At 44.6% G+C, this 18,330-nt stretch carries 12 protein-coding genes; 8 read left to right on the plus strand and 4 right to left on the minus strand.

Features of this window, described 5'->3' with window-relative positions:
• Positions 1 to 33 precede the first annotated feature (33 nt).
• From cysD to G460_RS0116175, 5 genes are all read left to right on the plus strand, one after another.
• Positions 34 to 933, plus strand: coding sequence for a sulfate adenylyltransferase subunit CysD (gene cysD, locus G460_RS0116155; RefSeq protein WP_026956340.1), 900 nt, complete (start codon positions 34 to 36; stop codon positions 931 to 933).
• A gap of 78 nt (positions 934 to 1,011) precedes the next feature.
• Positions 1,012 to 2,271, plus strand: coding sequence for a sulfate adenylyltransferase subunit 1 (locus G460_RS0116160; RefSeq protein WP_026956341.1), 1,260 nt, complete (start codon positions 1,012 to 1,014; stop codon positions 2,269 to 2,271).
• A 122-nt stretch (positions 2,272 to 2,393) separates the two neighbouring features.
• A complete protein-coding gene (locus G460_RS0116165) occupies positions 2,394 to 4,490 on the plus strand; it encodes a HEPN domain-containing protein (protein ID WP_026956342.1) in 2,097 nt (698 codons plus the stop codon).
• On the plus strand, positions 4,487 to 5,260 hold the full coding sequence (cobA, locus tag G460_RS0116170) for a uroporphyrinogen-III C-methyltransferase (protein ID WP_026956343.1): 774 nt from the start codon (positions 4,487 to 4,489) through the stop codon (positions 5,258 to 5,260). The genes G460_RS0116165 and cobA overlap by 4 nt, the downstream gene beginning before the upstream one ends.
• 88 nt (positions 5,261 to 5,348) lie before the next feature.
• Positions 5,349 to 5,927: a precorrin-2 dehydrogenase/sirohydrochlorin ferrochelatase family protein gene (locus tag G460_RS0116175; RefSeq protein WP_026956344.1), complete on the plus strand. Its 579-nt coding sequence runs from the start codon at positions 5,349 to 5,351 to the stop codon at positions 5,925 to 5,927.
• A 646-nt stretch (positions 5,928 to 6,573) separates the two neighbouring features.
• Here the strand turns inward: G460_RS0116175 and G460_RS22010 are convergent.
• The gene (locus G460_RS22010; protein WP_035464551.1) at positions 6,574 to 7,659 is read right to left on the minus strand and encodes an acyltransferase family protein; all 1,086 of its coding nucleotides are present in this window, start codon (positions 7,657 to 7,659) and stop codon (positions 6,574 to 6,576) included.
• Positions 7,660 to 8,217: an ankyrin repeat domain-containing protein gene (locus tag G460_RS0116190; protein WP_026956345.1), complete on the minus strand. Its 558-nt coding sequence runs from the start codon at positions 8,215 to 8,217 to the stop codon at positions 7,660 to 7,662.
• Positions 8,218 to 8,441: 224 nt separating this feature from the next.
• Between G460_RS0116190 and G460_RS0116195 the strand changes: the two genes are divergently transcribed.
• Positions 8,442 to 10,505 carry a helix-turn-helix domain-containing protein gene (locus G460_RS0116195; RefSeq protein WP_026956346.1) on the plus strand — a complete coding sequence of 688 codons (2,064 nt, stop codon included), beginning with the start codon at positions 8,442 to 8,444 and terminating at the stop codon, positions 10,503 to 10,505.
• A 94-nt stretch (positions 10,506 to 10,599) separates the two neighbouring features.
• On the opposite strand, the gene G460_RS0116200 is transcribed toward G460_RS0116195, so the two are convergent.
• Positions 10,600 to 12,771: a TonB-dependent receptor gene (locus G460_RS0116200; protein WP_026956347.1), complete on the minus strand. Its 2,172-nt coding sequence runs from the start codon at positions 12,769 to 12,771 to the stop codon at positions 10,600 to 10,602.
• Positions 12,772 to 13,333: 562 nt separating this feature from the next.
• On the opposite strand from G460_RS0116200, the gene metK reads away from it, so the two are divergent.
• Positions 13,334 to 14,587 carry a methionine adenosyltransferase gene (gene metK, locus G460_RS0116210; RefSeq protein WP_026956348.1) on the plus strand — a complete coding sequence of 418 codons (1,254 nt, stop codon included), beginning with the start codon at positions 13,334 to 13,336 and terminating at the stop codon, positions 14,585 to 14,587.
• 175 nt (positions 14,588 to 14,762) lie between these two features.
• Positions 14,763 to 16,937, plus strand: coding sequence for a bifunctional alpha,alpha-trehalose-phosphate synthase (UDP-forming)/trehalose-phosphatase (locus tag G460_RS0116215; RefSeq protein WP_026956349.1), 2,175 nt, complete (start codon positions 14,763 to 14,765; stop codon positions 16,935 to 16,937).
• Between the two features lie 385 nt (positions 16,938 to 17,322).
• On the opposite strand, the gene G460_RS0116220 is transcribed toward G460_RS0116215, so the two are convergent.
• Positions 17,323 to 18,177: an N-acetylmuramoyl-L-alanine amidase gene (locus G460_RS0116220; protein ID WP_026956350.1), complete on the minus strand. Its 855-nt coding sequence runs from the start codon at positions 18,175 to 18,177 to the stop codon at positions 17,323 to 17,325.
• Positions 18,178 to 18,330 lie beyond the last annotated feature (153 nt).

The raw sequence follows: 18,330 nt of genomic DNA on the forward strand, positions 1-18,330 counted from the left end.
GCCTAAATCATAAATCAAAAAATCGTATTTCCTATGTCAAACCTATTTATACCAAATCCCAAAGAGGCAGAGTCCATTCACATCCTGAGGGAAGTGGCAGCGCAATTTGAGAGACCTGTATTGCTTTTTTCAGGAGGGAAGGATTCCATCACACTTGTGAGATTGGCGCAGAAAGCGTTCTTTCCTGCCAAGATTCCTTTCCCACTGTTGCATGTGGATACAGGACATAATTTCCCTGAGACGATAGAGTTTCGTGATAAATTAGTCGAAGAATTGGGCTTGGAGCTCATCGTCAGAAATGTACAAGACTCCATCGATCAAGGAAAAGTACGAGAAGAAAAAGGTCGCTATGCCAGCCGAAATTCCCTTCAGACTACGACGCTATTGGATGCCATCGAAGAGTTTAAGTTTGACGCATGTATCGGTGGTGCCAGAAGAGATGAGGAGAAAGCCAGAGCCAAAGAGCGGGTATTTTCAGTAAGAGATGATTTTGGTCAGTGGGATGAAAAAAATCAAAGACCAGAATTGTTTGACATGCTCAATGGGAAAATTCACGTAGGTCAAAATGTCCGTGTATTTCCTATTTCCAACTGGACCGAACTGGATGTATGGGAGTATATCCGTACCGAAAATATCGAAATCCCGAGCATTTATTTTGCACACAAAAGAGAGGTTTTCTTCAGAGATGGCTTGATCTGGACTGCTAATGAGCATGTCTACAGAGAGCAGCATGAAGAGGTGGTAGAGAAGTGGGTTCGCTTCCGAACTGTAGGGGATATGACCTGTACAGCTGCGGTGCTTTCCGAGGCTACTTCCCTAGATGATGTGGTTGCGGAGATTCGTCAGTCTACGCTATCTGAGAGAGGAGCCAGGATCGACGACAAGCGATCGGAAGCAGCGATGGAGACCAGAAAAAAGGTAGGGTATTTTTAGAAATACGAAGTAAGAGGTACGAATTAAAGAATTGGTCGCGGGCTTTGGGCTGTCGACCGCTGGACAACGAATCAAACTATGGACATACAAGGAAGAAAACTCATCAAAATCGCTACGGCAGGCTCGGTAGATGACGGGAAAAGTACCCTGATCGGAAGACTGCTGTATGATACGAAGTCATTGACGACTGATAAAATCGAGGCGATCGAAAGAAATTCCAAGCAACGAGGATATGATTATCTTGACTTTTCTTTGGCCACCGATGGCCTGGTAGCAGAAAGAGAGCAGGGGATCACCATCGACGTGGCGCATATTTACTTTAATACGGATAAGACCAATTTCATCGTGGCGGATACTCCCGGACATGTGGAGTACACCCGAAACATGGTGACAGGGGCTTCTACTTCTCAAGTGGCTATCATTTTGATCGATGCCCGCAAGGGAGTGATTGAGCAGACGTATAGACACTTTTTTATAGCTAATCTATTGCGCTTGAGCCATGTAGTGGTGGCTATCAATAAAATGGATTTGGTGGACTATTCAGAGGAGACCTTTTTGAAGATCAAGTCTGATTTTGATCAGCTGGTAGCCAAAAGTGACTTTGATGAGGATCAGATTACTTTCATCCCAGTTTCTGCTTTGAAAGGGGAGAATGTCACCAAAAGCTCTACCCATATGCCTTGGTATGTGGGCAATACATTGCTGGATCATTTGGAGGTTCTTGAGCCACAGGACTTGGAAGAAAGTACTGTTGCAAGATTTCCTGTTCAGTATGTCATTCGTCCCAAAACTGAAGCGTATCATGATTTCAGAGGTTTCTCAGGTGTGCTCTATGGCAATAGCCTGAAAGTCGGAGACCGGGTGACCTTGCTGCCTTCCGGCAATGAATCTACGATCAAAGGAATTCATTTCTTTGACCAAGAAATAGAAGAGGCTGCGCCGGGCTCCTCAGTTACCATCACATTGACTGAAGAGGTGGATTGTAGCCGAGGTGATATGATAGTCAAGTCCAGTGAGTTGCCTCAAAGTGAAAAGATGCTTTCCGCTACGATCTGTCAGGTCAATTCTAAAGGACTCCGAGTAGGTCAGAAATACATCCTGCAGCATGGAGTGAACCGGGTATTGGCCAAAGTCGACCAGATCGAAGCCAAAGTACATGCTGACTTCTCCGGAGCGGAGGCATCTGAAGAGCTCAGACTCAATGATATCGGAAAAGTTCATTTTCGCTTGAGCAAACCTATACACTTCGACTCGTATTCCAGTCACAAATCCAATGGCTCTTTTATCCTGATAGACGAAAGTAGCTACGATACGATCAGCGTCGGTTTTATCAACTGATCGCGTTCAAAACTAAAGCAAGCCTGAAATTGCTTCTTTGACCCTAACAACCATTTCCGCTTTGGCGGCACTTACCTAACAACCTAAACCCTATTTTCCCGATAGGGACAAACTAATAAGTCATGCAAAGCTTTCGAACCGAATTAGAAAACCCGATTGTAGAACGGGACATCCTAGAACTCGAAAAGAAAATTGCGCTTTTCAGAGAAGGAAAAGTAGACGAGGAGAAATTCCGTAGCCTCAGATTGGCGCGGGGTATCTATGGGCAGAGACAGCCCGGGGTACAAATGATCCGAATCAAACTTCCCTATGGCCGAGCTACAGGGCCTCAACTCCGTAGAATCTGCAAAGTCTCAGAGGAGTATTCTACTGGGAGACTGCATATCACCACCCGTCAGGATATTCAGATTCACTATGTGAGCTTGGATCGGACACCGGAGCTTTGGGCAGAACTCGAGAAAGACGATGTCACTATCCGGGAAGCTTGTGGCAATACCGTAAGAAACGTCACTGCATCTGAGACTGCAGGGATAGATCCCAATGAGCCATTTGACGTGACTCCATATGCGGATGCGACTTTCAAATATTTTTTGAGAAATCCTATCTGCCAAGAAATGGGCAGAAAATTCAAAATGTCTTTTTCTTCCTCTGATGAAGATACCGGCTTGGCCTATATGCATGACTTGGGTTTTATTCCCAAGATCAAAGACGTAGATGGGCAGCAAGTGCGTGGATTCAAAGTTCTATTAGGAGGAGGCTTGGGTTCTCAGCCAAGACACGGAGATGTGGTGTATGAGTTTTTGGAAACAGACCAGATCATTCCATTTATTGAAGTGGTGCTAAGGATTTTTGACCGACACGGTGAGCGGGCAAGACGAAACAAGGCCAGAATGAAGTTTTTGGTCAAGGACCTAGGAATAGAAGCCTTTATTGACTTAGTCGAAGAAGAGCGAAAGGCCTTGCCTTTTCAGTCATATCCACTGGACTTCGAAAGCCTTCCTGAACATGAGCTGCCTAATCCTGAAAGCCCTGAACTTGACGGACCCCTCGGTCTGGACTTTGAGCTTTGGAAGCTGACCAATGTTTTGCCTCAAAAGCAAAAAGGCTATGTGTCAGTCGGCGTCAGAGTACCATTGGGGGATTTCTATATTTCTCAGGCAAGAGCTTTGGCAGATTTGATAGAGACATATGCAAGCAATGAGGTGAGATTTACCTTGCGACAAAACTTCCTGATTCGGGATGTACGGGAGGATTTGGTTCCTTTCTTTTATCAAGAATTGAAGAAAATCGGTCTATCTGATCGTGGCTATAATTCACTGGGTGATATCACTGCATGTCCTGGTACAGATACTTGTAATCTAGGTATTGCAAGCTCTACCGGTATTGCTGTCGAGCTTGAAAAAGTCATCCAGGAGGAATACCCTCACTATCTGCAAAACAAAGATTTGGTCATCAAAATCTCTGGCTGTATGAATGCATGTGGTCAGCACAATATGGCCCATATTGGTTTCCAGGGCATGTCAATGCGCGTAGGAAAGACCGTGATTCCAGCCCTTCAAGTGCTTTTGGGAGGTGGAAATTTGGGAGATGGGCAAGGTAGATTTGCTGATAAAGTGACCAAAATCCCAAGTAAAAGAGGACCTGAAGCTCTGAGGATATTGTTGGAAGACTTTGAGAAAAATTCAGGAGACTTGGACTTTTTGGGTTATTACGACCAAAAAGGACAGATTTATTTCTATGAATTGATCAAAGACCTAGCGGATCCGGCCAAAGTGACCGAAGAAGATCGAATCGATTGGGGGCGAAATGAAAATTACGAAGTAGCGGTCGGTGTTGGTGAATGTGCCGGAGTCGTCATAGACTTGGTGGCTACTTTGCTTTTGGAAGCCAAAGAAAAACTAGACTTGGGTCAGGAAGCATTGCAAAATGAGAGATGGTCTGACAGTATCTATCATCACTATGCCGGTCTGATCAATGCCGCCAAAGCATTGCTCCTTGGTGAGGATGTGACGACGAATAGCTATGCAAATATCATCGCCCTGTTTGATGAGAAATTTGTGGAATCTGGCAGAGTCAATCTAGCAGGAACTTTCGCAGAAAAAGTCTATCAAATCAAAGAAAATGAGCCAACGGAAGCTTTTGCAAAGGCTTATGCCAAGCAGGCGTTGGAAATCTATCAGGTATTGAAAAGCCTAAGAGAGGAGGAAGTAGAAGCGTGAATGTAACAGTAAATCCAAGGGTCACCCTGGTAGGGGCTGGTCCTGGAGATCCTGATCTGATCACTCTGAAAGGGATTTTGGCTTTGAATACAGCAGATGTGGTATTGTATGACGCCTTGGTTGATCCAGCCTTGCTCCATCATGCACCGGCTTCTGCGATGCGGATCTATGTGGGGAAAAGAGTCGGAAAACACTCTCAACCGCAACAAGATACCAATGAGCTTTGTGTTCTCATGGCCCAGCAATATGGACATGTGGTCCGCCTTAAAGGGGGAGATCCGTTTGTATTTGGGCGTGGAGCCGAGGAGCTTGATTATATTTCTGGTTTTGGGATACCAACGCAAGTGGTGCCTGGGATCAGTTCGGCCGTGGCTGTTCCGGCTTCGGCAGGTATTCCGGTGACCAAAAGAGGGGTTTGCGAGAGCTTCTGGGTGATCACAGGTACGACTAGCTCAGGACAACTTTCGCAGGATGTAGCTTTGGCTGCCAAATCATCTGCTACGGTAGTGATATTGATGGGCACCAGAAAGCTTCCTGAGATTGTGGATGTATTTGCAAAAGAAGGGAAAAGTCAGCTGCCAATAGCGATCATCCAGCGTGGTACTACGCTGGATGAAGTGGTAACAGCGGGACTGGTTTCTAATATTTTGGAAAAATCCGAAAAAACGAAAGTGGATGCGCCAGCGATTATTGTCCTAGGAGAAGTAGTGAGGGAGAGTTTAAAGTTAGCCGAAGTATACCAGCTTGCAGTAGGGCAAGGTCAGGCCTAGGACTCAGTAGGATTTGATCTCATAGGGATCTGTCCCTGATTGTACTGTATCTTGTGATCAAACAACCACTATTACAGCTCTATCAAACATGAATCAACTTTATCCCATATTCCTAAAAGTTCATCAACTCAATGTGCTCCTGATCGGAGGGGGATTTGTAGGGACGGAAAAACTCTCTTTTCTGCTGAAATCCAGTCCAGATGCGCAGGTGACTGTGGTGTCCAAGGAGTTTTGTGAGGACTTTTTGGCATTGGCTGAAGGAAAAGAATCCGTCACTCTCATCGAAGATGCTTACGATCAGAAATATTTGGGAGGAAAACATCTGGTCATTGCGGCAACAGATGATAAGGCTGTCAATCGGCAGATCAGAAATGAGGCAAAAGAGAGATTCTTGCTCGTCAATGTAGCCGATACACCGGATCTCTGTGATTTTTACCTCGGAGGTATAGTGACCAAAGGCAATCTCAAAGTGGCTATTTCCACAAATGGGAAATCACCCACAGCGGCCAAGAGACTCCGTCAGTTTCTAGAAGACATTCTACCTGAAGAGATGGACGATTTGCTGGAAAATCTTCATGCTTATCGAGATACCTTAAAAGGTGATTTTGAGGAAAAGGTCAAAGCGATGAATGAGGTGACAGAAGCTTTGGTGAAGAAGGGGTTTTAGACGATAGAGCGTAGTCAAAGGACTAACAAGAAGAGATTTTTTTTAAGAGTGCAGGTTGTAATCCTTAGACTTTAAAAATCCTCAATCAAAAAAGTATATAAAAGGCTTTTTGGTAGGGTACTTTTGAAAGACCAAAAGTACCCAAAAGTCTTTTGCCTGAATTGGCTTGAAAATGCCTTCGGACATTTTCTGCCGGATTGCGGCAAACGCTAAAAATCGCCGGATTTCCGAACAAGTTCGGAACTAGCCGATTTTCTTCACGCTTATTGCCCACAATCCGTCACCAGCCACTTCAAGGCAAATTCCGAGTCCCATTAAAATTTCTTATTGATTCAAATTAGAACGAATTTATAAATCTACAGGTGCGGTGGGCAGTCGCAGCAGCGAGGTGTGGGTTGGCTTTGTGCGGTTGAAGCTTTGCTGCGACTAGGCCTTTTGGTACTTTTGGGCCATGCCAAAAGTACAATATGAAACTTAGATTTTTTAGAAATCGATTAGGATTTTGAACTTCCGCAGGTACTTGGTTTTAGCTTTAAAAATTGTCAATAACAAAGCATAATAAAAAGGGAAGAATTACGTAAATGAATGCAAAGGTTTCATAAAAGGGGAGTGAACCGAAGCGAGGTACGGTTCACTCTCTTTTCATCTAAACTGGAAAAGCTTTTAGCTCCGAATTAGGCTTCGTAGGAGTTACCTTCAATCCAAAAAACGGACGTAGGAAATTAACTCTTCGGATCAATTCAAAGCATCCAAAACTTCCTCCGAAAGTGATCAGCGCTACGCCGACAAACTGAAGCTCAACTGAGATATTCAGTGGAAATAGCAGATGCGATCCCAAATACAGAAATATCATGTGTAGAATATACACCGGATAGGCCGCTTCACTGAGGTAAGAAAGCGCCTTACCTGGTTTGGTAAGATGCAGGCTGCCAAAAGCCAACACAGACAATATCCAAGATAAAGATTCCGTCGCCAGAAGGAAGCCTGGATGAATCGTTCCTAGATTTCCCAATCGGTAAATATATAGCCCAATACCAAGCGTCAAGAAAATCCAGCGCCATTTTTGGATCATTTTCCAGAATGGATCTCCACATAAGACAAAACAAAAGCCGAATAAGAAAGCCAAAAATCCCAATACAAATCCATGCATAGTCATCGCATAGAGCTCAAAGGGAATTGGTTTGATGAGTATGACTTCAGCGACCAGTGCTGCCAAAACCAGTAGCAAGCCCCAAGGTTTACTGAGCATTTTTTTGATCAAGCTGACGATTTTGCCAGTCTCATATTTTTTCATCAGATAGAAAACCGGAGCTAGCAATAGCACGTAGCAAAAGATATTTCCCAAAAACCAAAGATGGCCCGGTGCCCAGTTGTACTTCAGGTCCATCCCGTAGTAGGATCGCCAGATAAGCAGATGAACCGGTACGATGACAAACATTCCAAACGCAAATGGAAATAGAATTCGGATGGTTCTTTCTTGGATCAGTTGTTTCCAGCTACGGGACTGCATCGCAAAATAGACTCCCATCCCTGACACAAAAAACAAAAGAGGAATTCTCCAGATGTTCAAGAGGGCCATGCCCAGCCACAGGGAACTTAGAGGTTGATCAGAGGTGATAAACCCGACCATCCTTCCCCATGGCTGAAAACCAATGGCAATATGATAGATCAAGAGTAGACCAATGGCAATCACTCGGAGCCAGTCTATGTCATACCTTCTTTGAGCTTTCATTTATTTCAGCATTTTGGCGATCTCTGGACGGATTTTTTCCAGATAGGCATAGTCTAGTTTGAGGCCCATCGGCTCCATCATCCCTCCGATGATATCATAGGCTTCCTTCATATCGGCAAATGAACCAGCTACATTGTCATAAGCAGTCGTGCCGTATTTGTTTTTGATACTGCGATCGGCGCCATGATCCAGCAAAAGCTGAACGATTTCCGGTCTGCCAAAAAAGGCAGCTGAAATTAGAGCCGTGGATCCTTCATTATTTTGAAAGTTGATGTCTGCGCCAGCGTCTAATAGGAGCTCGGCGATTTCTTTTTGGTCAAAGACCGCAGCGGTAATCAAAGGACTGGAGCCTCCAAAAGGATCCTGCACATTCAGGTCGCTTCCGGCCGCGATATGCTGCTTGACAGCTTCTACATCTCCGGTAATCACTGCAGTCTGCAGGTCTTTTTCTGGAATGCCTTCTTTTTTGGCTGCAGAGGAATTGCAGGCAGTAAAATAGAATAACATCATCACTATAACTGATGTGAAAAGTTGGGTTTGAAATGCAATTTTTTTCATGATAAATTTTGGTTTGTACGAATGCTACAAAGTAAAAATCCAGGCCTGCGTCAGACTAAATACCCATGCTCCCAAAAGCATAAGACTTGATTTATCGGATATCAATTATGACGCAGTTATATAAAAAATGAAGCAAAACGCCTAAATTCAGGAGTTTTAAAGGCTTTTTGAAATCCTGATTTCAGACCGAAAAGCTTTGAGAAAAACAAACGATTCTAAAGCCCATGACCGATCTGACTCCTCAGGAGAAAGCCTTTTTAGAGCAAGTGACAGCAAAGATTGATTTGCATCTGTCGGAGGAAAGTTTTGGGGTGACCGAGCTCGCTGAGGAAATGAGCATGAGCAGATCCAATCTGCTCCGAAAAGTCAAAAAAATCACTGGTCTTTCGGTCAGTCAATTGATTAGTCAGACACGACTCAGTCGTGCGATGGATATGCTTCGGACTGGTAGCGCAAATGTCTCTGAGGTTTCGCATCAGGTGGGATTCAATAGCCCTTCTTATTTTATCAAGTGTTTTCGAGAGCAGTATGGCTATCCTCCTGGTGAGGTTGGGAAGCATCCTGAAGTCAAAGAGGAGGAAGTTTCGGTTTTGGAGAAAGAGAATGCCAAGTCCAAAAATCGCTGGCCATACCTGATCGGATTGACTTTGGTTTTGGGTTTGGTGGCAGTATGGTTTGGGAAAGATTCAATCGTTTCGGAGCCTATTCCGGAAAAGTCCATCGTCGTGCTTCCTTTTAAAAATGACAGTGCTGACTCCACCAATCTCTATCTGATCAATGGCCTGATGGAGGCTACGCTCAACAATCTTCAAAAGATTAAAGATCTCCGAGTTCTCAGCCGTACTTCTGCCGAAAAATACAGACTCAGTCAAAAATCCATTCCTGAAATGGCCGAGGAACTAGACGTAAGTTATTTTGTAGAAGGGAGTGGGCAGAAAATGGGCGATAAAATTGTTCTGAATATCCAGCTCATAGACGGATCAAAAGATCGACATCTCTGGAGTAAACAATATCGCCGGGAAGTCAGTGATATTTTTGCTTTGCAACAGGAGATTTCTCAGGACATAGCCAAGGAAATACAGGCGGTCATCACGCCACAAGAGAAATCTCTCATAGAAAAAACTCCTACAGAGAATCTTCAGGCCTATGATTCCTTTTTAAAAGGACTGGATCTCCTGAACAAAGGCGGGGATGAGAATCTGATCGAATCGGTTAAGTATTTTGATGAAGCGGTGGAGGAGGATCCAAGTTTTGCTATGGCTTATGCTTGCGCCGGGATGGCCTATTACTATTACGATATGTTTCGGGCGGACAAAACCCACTTGGATCAGATCGGAACCTATGCGGATCAGGCAATTTTGAATGATCCGGCATTGGCAGAAAGCATGATCGCAAAAGCGATGTATTATCTCTTGAAAAAGGAGTATAGTCAGGCTCTTCCATTTTTGGAAAAAGGCCTGGAGTACCGTCCTAATTCATCTTTGATCATCGGTTTGCTAGCCGACTTCTATGCCAATCATCTACCTGATACAGAAAAGTATCTGGAGTACGCACTTCGGGGAATCCAACTCGACGCTGGGTCCACCGATTCTGTGGCCACGAGTTACTTCTACTTGAGATTGGGCAATGCATTGATTCAGTCAGGCTTTGAGGATGAATCCTTGTATTACATCGATAAATCGCTAGACTATTTCTCCGGAAATATGTATTCACGCTATGTCAAAGCGTTCGTTTCCTTTGCCAAAGACAAAGATCTGAGACATACACGAGAGCTGTTGAAGGTCGAATTTTACAAGGATACGAGCCGATTTGATATTTTGCAGGATATCGGAAAAGTGAGCTATTACCTCCGGGAATATGACTCCGCTTATTATTATTACAGGTGGTTTAATCGAATTAGGGAAGAGCAACAGCTCAATGTCTATGTGCATGAAAATATGCTGATTGGGCTGGTCTATCAGGAAATGGGCAAAAGTGAGCAAGGAAAGATGTACATAGAGAGCTACCGTCAATACCTGGAAAGAGATCAGACAGTTTACAAAAATCTGGGACTGACTATGTACTATGCACACGAAGGACAGTTTGAAAAAGCGCTGGATTATTTTAGGCTATTTGCAGAGGAAGATGGGATCCAATACTGGGTGATACTATTCCTCAATCAAGATCCTTTGGCCGACGAGATTAAGAAGCGACCGGAATTTCAAGAAATCTGGTCTGGAGTGGAGGATAAGTTTTGGGCCACCCACGCCAGAATCAGATTAAGTCTGGAGGAGAAAGGCTTGTTGTGAAATAGTTATCCTGCTTCTCCAAAACCAGCATATTACCCGACTGAAACAGAAGTTATCCTGCTTCTCCAGAAGCAGGATAAACTCTAAAAAGAACTTAAAAAGACAATTTCATCCCTCCATTGATCACAAATCCATCTACCGGAGCATAAATGTCCCGAAACTGAGGATCATCTAGGCTACCTGTATAGATCGTGTCAAAAGCTGTTTGTCTAGTGTCCAGAAAATTCTCAAAATTCAGAAATAGAGAGACTGTCTCTCCGAATTTTTTCTCCGTCATCAGTCCCATGATCCAGTAGGATTTCCCCTCAGCACCATCACCAAGTAGCTGCGGGCTGAAGTAATAAGCTTCCAGTCCGATCCAGAAATTATCGTGCTTTTCATACATCAGCACATTGTTGAGTCGGTGTTTGGCTACCAAAGGATATTCACTTTTTTCTCCCGACATGTCCTGCTCGACTTCTGCATGGGTATAGCCTGTGAATAGCTTGAAGTCCCCATAAGTCCATTTGAGATTGACTTCTACACCGTGGGTTTGGAGTGATCCGTCAGGTTGCTGATACTCGTAGTAGTTGCCGCTCGGTACGAGCAGCAAGGGGTCTTGAATATGGGTGTAGAAAAACAAAGCATTGGCATTGAGTGTGACTTCTTCCCCGATTGGGATTTTGTAGTTCACGTCAAAATTAGCTCCGCTGGATCGCTCCGAATCCAGTGATCCGGCTGGGATAGGTAGGATGTTTTGGAACTGAATCTTCTCAGCATCCTCAGAAAAGACTGTTGGGGTCTTGTATCCCAAGCCTCCACCTAGCCGAAAGGTGAATTGCTGGTTGGGTTCGTACATGAGCGAGAGTCTAGGCAGGGCTAGCAAGCCTTCGTCTGAGACATGATCCAGTCTGAATCCCGACTCCAAGGTCCACTCTTCAGAGGCATTCCAGATATTTTGGACAAAAGCCCCGACGATGGTTTGATTGTAGTCCAGCGACACGTTTTCGGTTCCTTGATGCTGGGTGAATTTATCTGTCCATAAATTGAGACCGGCTGTCCATTCGGATTTTTCTCCTGGTATGAAGAGATTTGCCTCTGAGAAAGAAGATCGCTGATCTCCTTGGAACACGAAGTCAGGAATGCTGATTTTTCTATCGAAATGATTCAGACTGTTCTTTACCGTCAGGACTTTGTCGCTACCGAGTTTTTGGGAAAAGACCAATTGGGTCGAGAGCCTGTCCGTTAGATTCTCTTCGAAATAGGGATTTGCTACGGATTCTCCTTTGAGGTATTGCATATTCCCTCCCAGTCTTTCTTCCTGAGTCCAGTTGATTCCAAAGTCAAGCTGGGAGTTTTTACTGATTTCCCAGAAAAGTTTAGGGTTGATGGAGTAGCGATCAAATTTCGGGATGGCAGACAGCCCAATGTCTGCCGGATCGTAGGGCGTTCCCTTGTTGTAAGAAACGAAAACTGTCGTTCCGACTTTTCCAAAGTCTTCCGCATAAAAACCGCTTGCATCTAGTCCAAGTGCTGAAGTGCCATTGAGCATCAACTTCAATTCCTGCTCTTCTTCAGGTCTTTTGGAAATCAAATTAACCAAGCCGGCTATCGCTCCGCCTCCGTAAAGGGTCGAAGATGAACCTTTGATCACTTCCACCTGAGCCAGATCCAGAGGCGCGATTTGCATGAGGCTCAAACCGCCCGAATAGCCTCCATAAAGTGGCAATCCGTCCCGAAGCAATTGGGTGTATTTGCCGTCTAAGCCTTGAATCCGGATGCTGGAATTGTACGAGGTGGCAGAAGTTTGCTGAGTTTGAATCCCCGTACTTTCACTGAGAAGCATTCGGATATCGCCTGGTTTCATATTGGCTTTTTCGGCCAGTTCCTCACCGGCGATGACTTCCACCCGAGAGGGAATATCTTCGATCACGCGTGTACTTCGCATAGATTGGACGACGACCGCTTCCAGTTCCTCGTCATGATGGCCAAGTTCGAATGTCTCCGGATCTTTCTGACTGCTTTCCGGAAAGGATCGTTTGATTTTGATTTCCTCATAGCCCAAATAGCGGATTTCAATTGTGAATTCTCCATTGGGAATATTCGAAACGGAAACGAGCCCGTTTTCGTCAGCGGTGCCGCCGATTTGGAGTTGGGGAAAATAAAGGGTGGCTCCGACCAAAGCTTCGCCGGAGTCATGGTCTTTGATAAAGGCTGAATATTGATTTTGTGCCACTGCGAAAGTGCCGCACAGCATCAATACCCAAGCCATGATGTATTTTATCATGTTGGATTTAGTTTTTTGAAAAAAAGAAGGGGACCTATTTAAGGTTTTTGGAGAAAAATCAGCCCTGTGGAGGCTTTCTCAAAGGAGAAGAAACACCATCTACCAAAAGCTCATGCCACAAGATTGGTATTCTGGGGGAACTTTCTTCTAGAGAATAAAGTGGAATCATGTCGAATTGTGACACTACGCAGCCCGGACAACTGCCGCAGGCAAAAAATGGAGAACATGAATTCGCGCAATCATCCGATTCTTGGGCTCCATCATTTTGGACCAAGGAACTGTTTTCCTCACAGCGATCCTCTTCTAGGCAGCATGGGCCAGTGGATAGCAGGAGGGTAAATAAGCTCAGTAGGATGCACACGAGTCTCATGCTTCAAAGGTAAAAAATGAATCGATCAACTATCAAAAGAATTGTGAAAAAGAAAGACTTAGGTTTTGTGGAGTGAAATGAGGGGGACATTGGATGTCAGTCAGTGAGATAAGTATTGGGTTTAGGTTTTTTATTTAGCGGGCATACCCTATTTTTGGGCTTTCTTAGAGCAGGGAATTAGAACCTAAATTTATGGCATATTTATTCACCTCAGAGTCAGTATCTGAGGGACATCCAGATAAAATCGCAGATCAGATTTCTGATGCATTAATCGATAATTTTTTAGCTTTTGACCCCAATTCCAAAGTAGCGTGTGAAACCTTGGTGACCACCGGACAAGTGGTATTGGCGGGAGAAGTGAAATCGGAGATCTACCTGGACGTACAGAAAATCGCCCGGGATGTGATCAATCGGATCGGTTATACCAAAAGTGAGTACATGTTTGAAGGCAACTCTTGTGGAGTGCTTTCGGCGATTCATGAGCAATCAGCAGACATCAACCAAGGTGTGGATCGTGGCAATCCTGAAGAGCAGGGAGCTGGTGATCAAGGGATGATGTTTGGTTATGCGACTAACGAAACTGAAAACTACATGCCATTGGCGCTGGATCTATCTCATATGATCCTTCGTGAACTGGCAGCCTTGAGAAGGGAAAATAAAGAGATCGGATATCTTCGTCCAGACTCCAAAGCTCAGGTGACGATCGAATACAGTGATGACAATGTCCCTCAGCGAATCGAGGCGATCGTGGTTTCGACGCAGCACGATGACTTTGATGAGGAGCAGGCAATGCTTGCCAAAATCAAATCTGACATCGTGTCTATCTTGATTCCACGAGTGAAGGCTCAGTTGAAGCCGGAATTGCAGAAGCTATTCACAGATGATATCAACTATCATATCAACCCTACCGGCAAGTTTGTAATTGGAGGACCTCACGGAGATGCCGGATTGACCGGAAGAAAAATCATCGTGGATACCTATGGTGGCAAAGGAGCTCATGGGGGTGGAGCTTTCTCAGGAAAAGATCCATCGAAAGTAGACCGCTCCGCTGCTTATGCTACGCGTCATATTGCCAAAAATATGGTAGCGGCAGGTGTAGCTGACGAAATGTTGGTGCAGGTATCCTATGCAATCGGTGTGGCAGCGCCGATGGGAATCTATGTGAATACCTATGGTACTTCCAAGGTAGGCATGACCGACGGAGAGATCGCCAAGAAAGTTTCTCAGCTTTTCGATATGAGACCTTATGCGATCGAGCAGCGATTGAAATTGAGAAATCCGATCTATGAAGAGACTGCTGCCTATGGCCACATGGGAAGACAAAATGAAGTAGTGACCAAGACATTCCTATCTCCTTACAGAGATGAGATTACTTTGGATGTGGAGCTATTTACATGGGAGAAACTCGATTTTGTAGACAGAATCAAAGATACATTTGGGCTTTAATTCAGTCCGATACATTAATTCTAAACCCTGGGATTTCCCGGGGTTTTTTGTTTTAAGTCTGTATGAACTATTTATGAAAGGACAGGAATTCTCTCCTTTTCCACCTATATTTTTCTATCTTTAAGCATATCGCCTTTGAGGTCAGTAGCCTCATTAGTTTTTAATCTCAATCACCATGGCAAAAACCATCATTGTATCAAACCGACTACCTATTTCACTCAGACATCGAAACGGACGTTTTGAGTTCAAACCTTCAGCTGGAGGCCTAGCGACCGGACTGGGATCCATCTACAAAACCGGCGAAAATATCTGGATTGGCTGGCCGGGAAATACCGTGGATGATGCCGAGCAGCGAGCAGAAATCATCTTGGAACTACATGAGCTCAAAATGGCTCCGGTTTTTCTTTCCAAGGAAGATGTGGAGCAGTTTTACGAGGGCTTTAGCAACGAATGCCTCTGGCCGGCTTTTCACTACTTCACCCAATTCATGGTCTACAATCCCGAACATTGGGAAGCCTATGTGCGGGTCAATCAGAAGTTTTGCGAAGCCATCCTAAAGAAAGCCGGACCAGATGATACGATCTGGGTGCATGATTATCAGCTCCTTCTTTTGCCTCAGATGCTCCGAGAGGTTTTGCCCAATGCGACTATTGCGTTTTTTCAGCATATTCCATTTCCTTCTTATGAGATTCTGCGAATGATCCCTTGGAGAAGGGAGCTTTTGGAAGGGGTTTGCGGATCAGATTTGATCGGTTTTCATACCTATGATGACATGCGGCACTTCCTCAGTGCAGTGGGAAGGATCACTGGACTTTCCAATGAAAGTGGCTATATCCAAGCCGAAAACCGCATCATCAATGTGGATTCCTTTCCGATGGGGATTGATTATGACAAGTTTGCGAAGCAGGCCAAAAGCAAAAAGACCCAGAATATCGTCAAGGAATTTCGGGAGCAGGTCAGCGATCAAAAACTCATCATCACGATCGATCGACTGGACTATTCCAAAGGAATCCCGCAGCGTTTGCAGGCTTTCAATCAGCTCCTCAAAGATCACAAAGAGCTGCATGGCAAAGTCTCCATGATCATGATCGTGGTCCCAAGTCGAGACAAAGTGCAATCCTACAAAGAGCTCAAAGAAGAGATTGACTTGCTGGTCGGTAGGATGAATTCGGACTATTCTACCCTCAACTGGGTTCCGGTTCATTATTTCTACCGAAGTTTCCCATTTGAGGAGCTGAGTGCATTTTACAATATGTCAGACATCGCTTTGGTCACGCCACTAAGAGATGGAATGAATCTGGTCTGCAAGGAATTTGTAGCTAGCAAAACGGACCAGACGGGAGTATTGATTTTATCCGAAATGGCCGGAGCTTCCAAAGAATTGCAGGATGCGATCCTAGTCAATCCCAATGATCAACAAGCGGTGATCCAGGCGATCTATGATGCCCTTCAGATGAAGCCAGACGAGCAAAAAGAGCGAATCAGTTCCATGCAGGAAAGTCTCAAGAAGTACGATATTTTCCAATGGGTGAAGGTTTTCATGGACCGTATCGAGCATGTCAAGCATAAGCAGGCCGAACTGACATCCAAAGATGTGGATACAAAAGTCATCAATGAGATTCAGAAAAGTTTTCAAGCCGCCAAAAATCCAGTCTTGTTTTTGGACTATGATGGTACGTTGACAGGCTTCACTTCCAATCCTCAAGATGCCAAGCCGGATGCCGAGCTCAAGGCTATTGTGAAGGGTTTGAGCGAAAAAGCTCAGGTTGTAATCATTTCTGGTAGAGATAAGGATACACTAGGCACTTGGTTCAAAGGGCAGAACATTGACATGATCGCCGAGCATGGTGTTTGGGTGAAAATGAAAGAGAATAAAGGAGACTGGGAACTCTATGCCGAGGTGGATGACAGTTGGAAAGACGATATCCGCAAAGTGATGGAATATTATGTCTTGAGGACTCCGGGAGCCTTTATCGAAGAAAAACACCATTCCTTGGTTTGGCATTATCGAAAAGTAGAAAGCGGTCTGGGAGATCTCAGAATGCGGGAGCTCTTTAGTCACCTGAAATACATGGCTCGGGGACACAATCTTCAGGTCTTAGAAGGAAATATGGTGCTTGAAATCAAGCGTCCAGATATCAATAAAGGACGTGCTGCCACGGCACTGATGAAGGGGCAAGAGTATGATTTTATCTTGGCAATCGGAGATGATTGGACAGATGAGGACACATTCAAAGCCATGCCAAAGGAAGCCTATTCCATTCGCGTCGGCTATGCCTATACTCAAGCCAATTACAATATCAAATCATTTAGACAAGTGAGAAATCTGCTTGGGAAGTTGATTCAGTAGGTTGAGAATAGGAATGCCCACTATTGCATCGCATTTCCAAGATGTTTTGCCTAATAGGACTTGAGGACAGGAGAGGGAAGACCGAAGACGGGAGCGGCTTGAATCTGAACCTCAAGGCTTCATTTTAGCCTTCTTTATTAAAACGGTGGGATTACGGATAATCATGTTGAAAGAAATTATTCACTGGTATCGTCCTTGAATCTGCGTCCATCTGTGAATTTTTCTGCGAAGATCTGCGGGAAACTATTTGAAATACGCTTTGCGAAATAGAATGGCTTGGTAGATAGGATGCGGCAGACAGAGTGGATATTAATCTGTGTCGCCGCGTCGCCGCGAGAAAAAATCACCTTCGACTCTTTGCCTCTTTGCGGGAGAATTATCCCCCTTATCGATATTTCAAGTACAAATCATACAAGATCATCTTATCCAGATCAGTCAATTCGGGATTGTTGATCTCTCTTTTGGTGAAGTGGAGCTTGAAGGATTGAATCGCTGCAGCAGGGTCTGAAATATTGTAACCGATGATTCGAAGTGCATCGATGGGATTGAAGTTTACAGGAACCTTTCCTTCATAATCAGGCTGGAGGATTTTTTCATCATACCAGTATCCAAATCCTGCATCGGCTAATTTCTTCCATGGGAAATACTCACTGGGATCGACTTTTCTACCAGGAGCCAGGTCTGCATGGCCAATGAAGTTGGCCGTAGGAATGTTGTATTTTTCTTTGAGAACTTTCAATACTTGTATCAGACTCTCGATTTGCTTGTCCGTGAAGTATTCCGAGCCGTTATTGTCCAGTTCGATCCCGATCGAGGAAGAGTTGAGGTCTGTATCATTGCCCCAGCTACCGCGACCGGCATGCCAGGAACGAAGGTAATCATTGAGCATTTGCACGACGGTGCCGTCCCGACTGATGACATAGTGCGAACTCACGGAAGTTCTCGTCACCGTGAATGTACGGATAGTCTGATCCAGTGATTCCTGAGCTGTGTGATGGATGACGACAAAGTTGGGTTTTCGGATGCTGAAATTCGTAGTTCCGATCCATTGATCATTGATTACCAGGGTGTCATTGGGACTCTCTAGCTTTGTTTTTGGCGTTTCCAAAAGTACCTGAGTCGCTTCTGCTACCTTCTTCTGATGCGCTTTATTGTTTTGGTAATAAGCATCTCTTGTACAGGATGAAAAGCTCAACACTACGGAAATGAGAAGAGCAGGAAGAAGTCCTTTTGAAATCATGGATAGTTTTTATAAAGTCGGATTAGTTGCTTTGTGCCAATACTCAAATAGTAGAGATCGATCAGCGCAGAATTTGTCAACAGCAGACTGACCACAGCTAGAGCAAATGAACTTAAGTTCTCAATCTGATTCCGCACTGGTATCAATGATACT

Source organism: Algoriphagus vanfongensis DSM 17529 (genome assembly GCF_000429465.1).
In the GTDB taxonomy this organism is placed as follows: Bacteria; Bacteroidota; Bacteroidia; order Cytophagales; family Cyclobacteriaceae; genus Algoriphagus; species Algoriphagus vanfongensis.